The following is a 3092-nucleotide window of genomic DNA, read 5'->3' as shown; positions in this document are numbered from 1 at the left end:
CGCGCTGCTGCTGTACCTCGAGCGCCCTGATCTGCCTGGCAGCGAGCAACAGCCGTTCGAATTCGCGTTCGATCTCGGCGCGCAGGGCTGGCAACAGCTGTGTGGTGTGCTGCGCCCACCAGAGCGCCCACGCGCGGCCACCGATTCGCTCGGGCCGCAGGTTGTGGAGCACCAGCAGCGAGCGGATGCGGTTGCTATGGGCAGTGCGCTCCTGCCGCAGGCGATCGAGTTCACGGTGTACCCGCCGCTCATCTTCCTGTTCGGGGGTGGGGATACGTGCGACCGCCCAAACCCGGCGCTCACCGCCGTAGTAGCGCATCAGCATTGACAGCAGCTTGTCGCTGTCGAGACGGTCGGTCTTGGCGCGACGTCTGCGCCGGTTCACTTCGATACTGGCTGAATCCACCACCATGTTCGTGATCTGATGTGCTTCCAGGCAGCGGTGCAGCCAGAAGCCGTCACGCCCGGCTTCATAACAGCTGCGCACCAGAACATCAGTGGCCAGATGACAGCGCGCTTTGGCCTTTGAAATCGCCGTGAAGACTGCGGCCGTATCGCCGGCGGCCACCGTGCAGCGGCTCGGCGCGCGCACCCCATCGCCCAGCGAAAGCTTCCAGTTCCTGTCACCCAGTTCAAAGGCGACATACAGCGATCCGGTGATGGTTGTATCTTGCCCGTGAGGGGCTGTGCGAGGCGCATTCATTTGCGTACTCCTCTCGGAAAACGGGTGTCGGAATCCTCGTTTTACTCCAGGAGGCTTACTTCCGCGGCCCCTCCATAGTATCTATGGCTCCCGTCAGGCAGCGAATCCGCGAGCGCACCCTTTATCGCGAGTCAATTACTCTCGCGGATTCTTATGCACACAAATATGCGACATTCGTGCAAAACGTGGAGAACCTCGGAGGCAACGTCACATTCAATGTCCGGAATCCGAAAGTGGATGCTGCAGCGGGTCAGTATTTCAGTTTGTCCCAGATCTGGATCCTTGGTGGAGACAGAGCCTGCGGTGCAAACCCTCTTCAGTCAGAAGAGACCGGCTGGGTAGTCTCTCCTTCCATGTTTGCGGACAATCTGCCGCACTTCTTCATATACAGCACCGCCGATAACTACGCGAACACCGGATGCCGGAACAACAGCCGCGGGGATTTCGTGCAGATTTCGGAGAAAGCGGTGCTCGAGGGCGCGTTAGTTGACGTCAGTTTTCCCGGCGGTCAACAGCACGAGTTCAGTGCCGAAATCGTCGCTACGCACACGGGAACTGGTGGCTCTTTCGTAACGGCGTCGCGATTGGTTACTACCCCGCGGAGCTCTATCAAAGCGGACAGAACAGTCATAACGCGACGTCGATTGGGTTTGGAACAGAAACAACTGGGCTTACGTCTTGGCCAGGCGCGGGTAGTGGTAATTGGGAGAGTCAACTATATGGCCATGCAGCTTATCAGCGCAACCTCTACTACTACAAGGCCTGGGATGATCCGCACTTGTGGGGACAATCGAGTTGCTACCACGCGGCCGGGCCATTCAGCAACGGAGATGGCGGTAATATTCCCGCCGATAACCACGATCCGAGTTGGTGGACCCGATACACCTTCGTTGGTGGCCCGGGCGGAACACAGTGCAGATGAAGACGGCATAGAGCGCGCGATTAGTATTGTTCTATGATGCATAGCACCGCCTGACGCCCCGAGGCTTCGCGCTAGCGAGGTTTCCACATGTTGCGTTTGGCAATTGGTTCATCGAGGCCTTCTATGTGCGCGATGCCGAACGAGGCGGAGAGCTCACCCGGTGCCAGCCTTAAACTGCACACGAGAACCGTTCGACACCGACGCTCAAACCACCTTCCTGTCACCCAAAACAGGTATTGTAATTCGTAGGCCAAGCGTTCGCCGTCACTGACTAATTGCGTACGTCCGCTTACCGATATTCTGCACCGTCCTCTTCACGTCGAGTCAGGTTGATATCGGCAAATACAGGCAAGGCCCTAAGCCGGCCACGGTAATTCAACGTGCAGTCTATGGGATGGGGCGTGCAGGGTGCGCTGGTAATTGCGTCACCCGTCCCAATGCCCAGCACACGCAGGGCCATCGAGCTGCCAAGCGTCGAGTCACCGCGACAACGGCATCCTCTAACGACTCGAAAGCCCGCGAAAACAACCTGGATCGTCGTGGTCCGGTAGGCCAGCTCGCGTGCGATTTCTTCAGTCGCCATCGTAAAACGCCTCCTCTGCCAGTATTAGCAGATCCGCTTTCGCTGCGTCCGTGGTCACGTTAATGCAAATGCCTGTCCATGTCGCTAGATAGACCCGGCGACCACGGAACTCGAGGAAGGGCTTCTCATCGCTTAGCTCGACCGCGGTGATCCGAATGATGCGCACCTCGGGATAGCGCTTTCGCCAAATTACCGCGGCTTCCAGCAGCGTCGGTTCGGTACAAACCAGCTCAGTTATCGCATGGATCTGTTCCACAGTAAGGCCCATGTCATTCGCACCCACCTGACACGCGCCGCGCCTCGACAGTTACCGGAAGCGTGGTGTCGTTCGCAAGTTCGGGCAACTGAAACTGCCAGCCGTTAGCAAGCGTAATACGTGCACCCCACAGCTGCGCTCCATCGATGGAGACGATTGGCTCCTCGAGATCCTTCTTCGGAACATAAGCCCTGAATACGCCATTGTCATCCTTTCGGATCGTGACCTTCACGTTTATATCTCCCGGGTTGGTTAAGCGATTCCCGCCGGACGTATGGCTGCGACAACCGGCGGATATGCCGCACGTGCGCAGTACGATGCCGCCTTATCCCACACAAACAGGCTGAGTTAAGGGAGTCCACCATCATCGAGCGGCTCACTAGTCCACTGCGTCATTGAATTGGCACCGGTCGAACCCGGCGCGATGGATCGTCATACTTCCACTTGATCGGCTTCGGGCTTTTGTTGTGCTCGCTGATATAGCGCATCAGTTTGCGATCCAGATCCTTCACCGAAGTGAAGATGCCGCGAGCGATCACATCGCGCTGGATGCGCGAGAACCAGTTCTCCACCTGGTTCAGCCACGACGAGTAGGTCGGCGTGAAGTGCAGGCGCACGTTGCGATGCG

The 3092-nt window shown here is 58.1% G+C and carries 4 protein-coding genes and 2 pseudogenes; 2 read left to right on the top strand and 4 right to left on the bottom strand.

The genetic code is table 11. The features are described from left to right. Positions 1-703, bottom strand: a pseudogene (locus M3I54_RS43800) (IS110 family transposase); the annotation flags it as partial. 83 nt (positions 704-786) lie between these two features. Between M3I54_RS43800 and M3I54_RS45665 the strand changes: the two are divergent. Together M3I54_RS45665 and M3I54_RS45660 are read left to right on the top strand one after the other, a co-directional pair. Continuing rightward, a pseudogene (locus M3I54_RS45665) lies at positions 787-1233 on the top strand (neprosin family prolyl endopeptidase); the annotation flags it as partial. A gap of 53 nt (positions 1234-1286) precedes the next feature. Further along, entirely contained in the window at positions 1287-1625 is a 339-nt protein-coding gene (locus tag M3I54_RS45660; RefSeq protein WP_375541885.1) for a neprosin family prolyl endopeptidase, read from the top strand. 572 nt (positions 1626-2197) lie between these two features. Here the strand turns inward: M3I54_RS45660 and M3I54_RS43790 are convergent. The 3 genes from M3I54_RS43790 to M3I54_RS43780 all read right to left on the bottom strand — a co-directional run. Continuing rightward, positions 2198-2476 (bottom strand): hypothetical protein, encoded by a 279-nt coding sequence (locus tag M3I54_RS43790; protein WP_254346621.1) that lies wholly within the window; start codon positions 2474-2476, stop codon positions 2198-2200. 1 nt (position 2477) lies between these two features. Then, positions 2478-2696, bottom strand: coding sequence for a putative nitrogen fixation protein NifT (gene nifT, locus M3I54_RS43785; protein WP_133189640.1), 219 nt, complete (start codon positions 2694-2696; stop codon positions 2478-2480). Between the two features lie 160 nt (positions 2697-2856). Further along, positions 2857-3092: transposase (locus tag M3I54_RS43780; protein WP_254345934.1), on the bottom strand; the 236-nt coding region annotated here is incomplete at its 5' end.

The organism is Paraburkholderia sp. CNPSo 3274 (genome assembly GCF_024206475.1).
In the GTDB taxonomy this organism is placed as follows: Bacteria; Pseudomonadota; Gammaproteobacteria; order Burkholderiales; family Burkholderiaceae; genus Paraburkholderia.
The sequence above is the reverse complement of the archived record's forward strand: the minus strand, read 5'-3'. Positions and strand labels throughout refer to the sequence as shown.